Consider the following 6,589-nt stretch of genomic DNA (forward strand, 5'->3'; position numbering starts at 1 on the left):
CCGCGACCAGGAAATCTCCCCCCATGCACACGTTGCCCCCTTTGGACCCTACCTCGGCCGAGCCGATCTACCGTCAGCTTTACTGGCGTTTTCGCAGTGCCATCGCCGAAGGCCTGCTCAAGCCCGGCGAGCGTGTCCCGGCGGCGCGGGCGCTGGCCAAGGAGTTGGGGCTCGCGCGCGGTACCATCGACAGCACTTATGCATTGCTGACCGCCGAGGGTTACCTTGAACCTCGCGGCCAGGCAGGCACGGTGGTGGCGCACGGCATCGAGAGCGCCCAACCTACGCCCGTGGTCATCACGCCCTACAACGCGGTGCGACAGCAGTCACAGGTGCGCCCCTTCCAGATGGGCCTGCCGGCGCTGGACGCCTTCCCACGCAAGATCTGGTCGAAAATCGCCGCCCGCTGCGTGCGCGCCACACAACTGGCGGACATGTCCAACCCGCCGGTCTACGGCCTGCCTTCGCTGCGCACCGCTATCGCCAGTTACTTGCAGGTGGCGCGGGGGATCCACTGCGCGCCGGAGCAGATCTTCGTCACGTCGGGCTACCGCAACACGCTGAGCCTGGTCACCCATGCGTTGCTCTCACCCGGCGACGCGGTGCTGGTCGAAGACCCTGGTTATCTGCCCACACGACCACTGCTGGACCACTTGCAGATCAAGTCCATCCCCGTGCCTGTGGATCAGGACGGCCTCTGCGTACAGCACCTCAGCGCCGCCCGCGCCGTGGTCGTCACCCCGGCCCATCAAAGCCCGCTGTGTGTGTCGCTGTCGCTGCCGCGCCGCCTGGAACTGCTGGACTGGGCCCGCCGTGAACAGGCCTGGATCATCGAGGACGACTACGACGGCGAGTACCGTTACGTCAGCCGCCCATTACCTGCCCTCAAGAGCCTGGACCGCGAGGGCCGGGTGCTTTACGCGGGTACCTTCAGCAAAGTGCTGTTCCCCGGCATTCGCCTGGCGTATCTCGTGGTGCCCGTTTCCCAGGTCAGTCGTTTCGAGCAGGTCAGCCAGAGCTTTCTTGGCAACTGCCCGGAACTGACCCAGGCCATCGTCGCCAGTTTTATCGCCGAAGGGCATTTCGCCCGGCATATCCAGCGCATGCGCAAGCTGTACGGCGAGCGCCGCGAAGCCACCGCCAACTGGTTGCGCAAGGTATTGGGCGCGCATATTTCCATTGATGCACAACCTGGCGGGATGCACCTGATCCTGCGGTTCAAGACCCCGCAATCGGACCGCTTGCTGGTACAGAAACTGGCAAGCGTCGGTCTCTTCGCGGAAGCCTTGAGCGAATGGAATGTCGTGCAGCACACCGTTCCCGGCCTACTGTTGGGGTTTGCCAACATCGACTCTCAGGCCAGCGCCGAAGCATTGGGCCGGCGCATCCTGGAATGCTTGGTGGCCTAGTCATCAGGTAATTTCTTGGCGCTGTTCTTGCCGGCCAACAGCCGTGAAGCTGCGACGCCCTCCCCCAGCCAGGATTTCTGATGCGCAGTCTCACGGTGTTTTGCGGCTCCAACTTCGGCACCCACCCTCGCTACAGTGAAGACGCCAAAGCCCTCGGCCGTGAAATCGCCCGGCGCGGTATTCGCCTGATCTACGGCGGCAGTGCCAAAGGCCTGATGGGCGTGATTGCCGACAGCGCGTTGGCCGAGGGTGGCGAAGTGATCGGCGTCATCACCCGATTGCTGCATGAACTCGGGCACATGCATCCAGGGCTCAGCACCTATGAAATCACCGAAGACATGCGCAGCCGCAAAGCGCGCATGAGCGAACTGGCCGATGGGTTCATCGCCCTGCCCGGTGGCCTCGGCACCTTTGAAGAATTGCTGGAAGCGATGACCTTGACGCAATTGGGCGAGCACCACAAAGGCGCGGCCTGCCTGAACACCGCACAGTTTTTCGTGCCGTTGCAGGGCCTCTTCGCGCACGGCGTGCAGGAAGGCTTCATCAAGGCCGAACACAGCCAGATGCTGATCGTCGAAGACAACCCCGGCGCCCTGCTCGATGCCCTTGGGCGGTGGCAGGCGCCGGTGGTCAACAAATGGATTGAGCCCGCTAAGCGCTAGCCCGTTTCGGCCTTGGCGATGCTGCTCCCGAATCCTTTCGCCAAGGCCTTTTTTTTACCTCACCACTGGTACGTGGCGCTTGCCTGTACGGTGCGCTGCGAGCCATACCAGCACCACGAATAGGAGTAGCAGGACGCAACATACTCTTTATTCGCCAGGTTGGTGGCATTGAGCGCCAGGCGCAGGTTGTCCTTCAGGCTGGTGATGTTCGGGATGTCGTAGTGCACCGCCGCATCGAACAGGGTGTAGCCCGGCACCTTGAGGGTGTTGGCCGTATCACCCCAGGACGAGCCGACATACCGAGCCCCCGCACCGACACCGAAGCCCTTGAGGTTGCCATCGTGGAAGGTGTAGTCGGCCCACGCCGAGGCGGTGTGACGCGGCACGCCGTAGGTGGTGGTGCCTTCGGCCGCGATGGCCGGGCCTACGCCGATGTCACTGATGGGCGCATACCGCACAGTGTTGTTGGACTTGCTGATGCGGTTGTCCAGGTAGGCGTAGGCCGCGGTGATGTCCAGGTTGTCATTGAGGCTGGCCTTGCCTTCCAGCTCAAAGCCACGGGATTGCACTTCACCGTCCTGGCTCTGGCAGCGTCCGGAGCCGCACAGATGAGTCGGGTCCGGATCGGTGGTCAGCACGTTGGTCTGGCGCAGGTCGAAGATCGCTGCCGTGATAAAGCTGTTGCTGCCTGGCGGCTGGTATTTGATGCCGATTTCGTACTGCTTGCCTTCGGTCGGCTTGAACACCGAACCGCCGTAGCCGGTGCCCGACTGCGGGTTGAACGACTCGGCGTAGCTGGCATAGGGTGCCAGGCCATTATCAAACAGATAGACCAGGCCGATACGGCCGGTAAACGCCTTGCTGTCCAGGGACGACTCGGATTTGGCGCCGGTGCGAATCGTCTTGGTGCTGCTGTCGGTGCTGGCCCAGTCATAGCGCCCGCCCAGCAACAGGACCCATTTGTCCCATTTCATCTGCTCTTGCAGGTACACGCCGGTCTGCTCGCTGCGCGAGGTGCCGTCGGTGGTGTAGGCCGGCACCGGAACGGCCGCGCCGTAGACCGGATTGAAAATATCCTGGGTCGGGCCGGCGGTGTACACGCCCGAGCCGGACAGGGTGTCGGTGCTGGTGTTCTGGTAGTCGAGCCCCATCAGCAAGGTGTGCTGCAACGGGCCGGTATCGAATTTGGCCTGCACCTGGTTGTCGAGGGTGTAGGCATCCAGGTCGACATCGCTGGCGATGGTCGAGCGGCGGATGGTGCGATAGTCCGTCATCAGGTAGTTGCTGTAGAGGCTGCGGTACTGGCCTTCGCTGCGCAGGTAACGCGCATTCTGGCGCACGGTCCACACGTCATCGAAGTGATGCTCGAATGCCCAGCCGATGCTGTAGTACTCGCGGTCACTTTTCTCGAAATTCTTTTCACCGTCGTAGAAATCCACATCGATGCTGCGCCCGGTCGGGCTGTGCAGCACCGAGCCCCAGGCCGGTACCGAACCGTAGGACGCGCCTTTGGGGTCCTTCTGGAAATGCCCGAGCAGGGTCAGCGAGGTCGCGTCGTCCGGGCGCCAGGTGAAGGCGCTGGATAGCGACTGGCGGCGCGTCTGGGTGTGTTCTACCTGCCCGTCGGCATCGTCGAAAAGCCCGGCCACGCGGTAGGAATACACGCCCTGATCATCCAGTGGGCCACTCAGGTCGAAGGTCGTACGCTTCTTGTTGAAGGTGCCGTATTCCACACCCACTTCGTGAAACGGCGTGTCCAGCGGGCGTTTGCTGACCATGTTGATCACGCCGCTCGGCGTACCCTGCCCGTAAAGGACCGAGGCCGGGCCGCGCAGCACTTCGACACGTTCCAGGTCAAAAGCGTCCTTTTGCGGCAAGGCGTCACGGCTCGAGGGCATGCGCAGGCCGTCGAGGTAAGTGGCCGGTGAGAAACCCCGGATGGTCAACTGGTCCAGGCGCGATGCGGTGGCGCCACGGGTCTCCGGAATGACGGCGGCGCTGTAGCGCAGGATCTGGTTGAGGCTCTCGGCGTTTTGCGCGCGCATCTGGTCTTTGGTGACGATGGAGATCGATTGCGGCGTTTCGATCAGCGCGGTGTCGGTCTTGGTGCCCGACAAGCTACGCGTGGCCACATAGCCGGACACCGGCCCGGTCGGGCTTTCGGTCTGGTATGCGCCGCTGATGGTGGTGGCCTGCAACTCCATGGCCCCGCCGTTATCCGGGATAGCTTCCAGGCGGTAGCGGTCGGCGGAGATCTTCAAGGCCTGCAAGCCGCTACCGTCGAGCAACTGGTTCAGCGCCACATCGGTGTCGTATTGCCCGCTCAAACCCTTACTGCGCTTGCCGCGCGTCAGGCTTGCATCAAACGCCAGCACCAGGCCCGCCTGCTCGGCCAGGCTATTGAGCGCCTGGCTCAAGTCACCGGCGGGAATCGAGAAACTGCGCACGGCGCTGCTGCTCTCTTCGGCAAAGGAGGACTGGACGGTCAGCAACGGCACGGCGGCAAAAGCCATCGCCACTGACAAGGCCAGTGGGTGCAAGGGACGAGCAAGGCGCGACATGGGAAATCCTGCGTAAGGGAGGTTCTATTAACCATGACGGCCATGTCGGAAAATCGGGCAAGGATGAGAGCGATTTTTATTTAAGCTGCCGCGCTGCAATCAGTTTTGTCGCTTTTTTTTGTAGCCCTTTGGGTTGGTTTTTTGCGCTTTTTCCCCGTGTTCAGTCAGCCCTTTCTGAATTTCTCAACCGCTCGTCCCGCTGCGTTTTGCTACGGCATGCTCCGACGCCTTGCCCTTTGCCGAGACGTCACGGATGACCCACCCTTCCCGCATTGCCCTTATCGAATTTGAGCTGGATGGCTTCCATCAAAGCCTGGTGATTTATCGCCAGCAGATGGACGCGTGGTATTCGCGTGCGCTGGATTCGGTGAGCCATGGGCTGGACATGCCGTCGCTGCTGGGGATGGATCGGGTGTTGCGGGTGGGCGATTCGCAGCGATCGGTGAGCATTGCGGATGCTGACTTTTCGACCGTGGCCCAGTGCCCGGTGGGCGGCGAGCTGAAGATCGAGAGCCTGTTCGAGTCGGTGTATGACGTGCCGATTGGCAACATCCCGGTGGAGGTGATCGGGCTGGATGACGGCAGTTCCACCGTGATCATGCTGGATGAACAAGGCAAAGGCTCGCACCACTGCGCGGCGGGCGGGCGATATCAAGTGCGGGTGCAGGGGGGCGTTTCTGCTGAGCAAGTGGACGCGTTGTTTACCTCTTACGCTGGGCTGACCGGGGATCTGGAGCAGTGGCTTCGGTCTGAGTGGTCGGGTTTTAAACCGCATTGGGAGCAGTCCACCGCCAGCGCGATTGGCAGCGGCGTACTGGCGGGCAGTTGGGCGGCGATTCGTGATGTGTGGGACAGCATCAAGCTGGTGCAGGCGATTCTTGATGACCCGCTGAAGTACGTCGAACAGCTGGGCGCAGAAGCGGCCAAATTGGCGCAGCTCGCCACCGATGCGCCCAAAGTCATGGAACAGGCGATGTTGCTGGCCAGTGATGAGGCAGCACTGTTCCTGATGCTGCGCACGGCGATGATCTGGTTGGACGCATTGCCGCCCGGTGAAATGGCCGAGATGGCGGCAGGGTTTGTGGTGTCGTTGCTGATTGATCTGGTGATCGGCGTGGTGTTGACCATCGCGTTACCGGCGGCGGGTGTGGCGTATTTGAGTCTGCGGTTGGTCAAGTATGGCGGGCAGATTCTTGATGCGGCGGTGGGTTTTGTCAGGGGGCTCTTGGGGATTCTGACGAAGTTCATGCAGGCCGTGGATCGCTACAAGGCAGTCGCGGTTCGCGGGGTGGTTGGTGGGTTGAAGCAAGGCAGGCTGCAGATGCGCTGGAAGGCTCGGCAGAACGCGATGCTGAAGCAGGCGGAGCATGTGGATGATGTGCCGGCTGTTGGGAAGAATCCGGCTGGGGATGCGGCGGCGTCGTCGGACAAGACGGCCACTAACGGCTGCCCGGTGTCGATGGTCACGGGCGAGGAGCTGCTCACCCTCACCGATGGTGCGCTGGACGGAGTTCTGCCGTTTGAGTGGACCCGGTTGTATCGCACCAGCGCGGTGGAAGTGGATTGTGGGTTGGGGTTTGGTTGGAGTCACTCGCTGGCGCATCGGCTGAGTGTTTCCGGGGATTCGGTGGTGTGGATCGATCATGAGAATCGGTCGACTACCCTGCCCTTGCCTTCTGTTTCTCGGCCTGCGATTACCAACAGCTTGGCTGAAGCCGTTATTTATCTGGGTGCTTTGCCCGATGAATTGATACTCGTCCAAGCATCTCATTTCTACCACTTCTGCGACGGTGTGCTGACGGCGATCAGCGATGCGTATGACAACCGGCTGCGCATTTCCCGGGATTTTTTAGGGCGCATTGAGCGGCTGGATAACGGCGTCGGGCGCTCGTTGTTCTTGCGCTATGCGTCGGGCCGCATTGTGGGGGTGGATTACCAGATTGAGCGGGCGGTGGAC

At 62.0% G+C, this 6,589-nt stretch carries 4 protein-coding genes; 3 read left to right on the forward strand and 1 reads right to left on the reverse strand.

The window, feature by feature from the left end:
- Nucleotides 1-23: 23 nt before the first annotated feature.
- Both pdxR and WH299_RS23585 read left to right on the forward strand, forming a co-directional pair.
- Nucleotides 24-1,409, forward strand: coding sequence for a MocR-like pyridoxine biosynthesis transcription factor PdxR (pdxR, locus tag WH299_RS23580; protein ID WP_339551429.1), 1,386 nt, complete (start codon nucleotides 24-26; stop codon nucleotides 1,407-1,409).
- An 80-nt stretch (nucleotides 1,410-1,489) separates the two neighbouring features.
- Nucleotides 1,490-2,071 (forward strand): LOG family protein, encoded by a 582-nt coding sequence (locus tag WH299_RS23585; protein ID WP_339551430.1) that lies wholly within the window; start codon nucleotides 1,490-1,492, stop codon nucleotides 2,069-2,071.
- A gap of 59 nt (nucleotides 2,072-2,130) precedes the next feature.
- On the opposite strand, the gene WH299_RS23590 is transcribed toward WH299_RS23585, so the two are convergent.
- Nucleotides 2,131-4,632, reverse strand: a complete 2,502-nt coding sequence (locus WH299_RS23590) for a TonB-dependent siderophore receptor (protein WP_339551431.1) — start codon at nucleotides 4,630-4,632, stop codon at nucleotides 2,131-2,133.
- Nucleotides 4,633-4,885: 253 nt separating this feature from the next.
- Here WH299_RS23590 and WH299_RS23595 point away from each other — a divergent pair.
- The coding region (locus WH299_RS23595) for a DUF6531 domain-containing protein (RefSeq protein WP_339551433.1) at nucleotides 4,886-6,589 on the forward strand (1,704 nt) is incomplete at its 3' end.

Origin of the sequence: Pseudomonas sp. MYb541 (genome assembly GCF_037479595.1) — a bacterium.
GTDB lineage: Bacteria > Pseudomonadota > Gammaproteobacteria > Pseudomonadales > Pseudomonadaceae > Aquipseudomonas > Aquipseudomonas canadensis.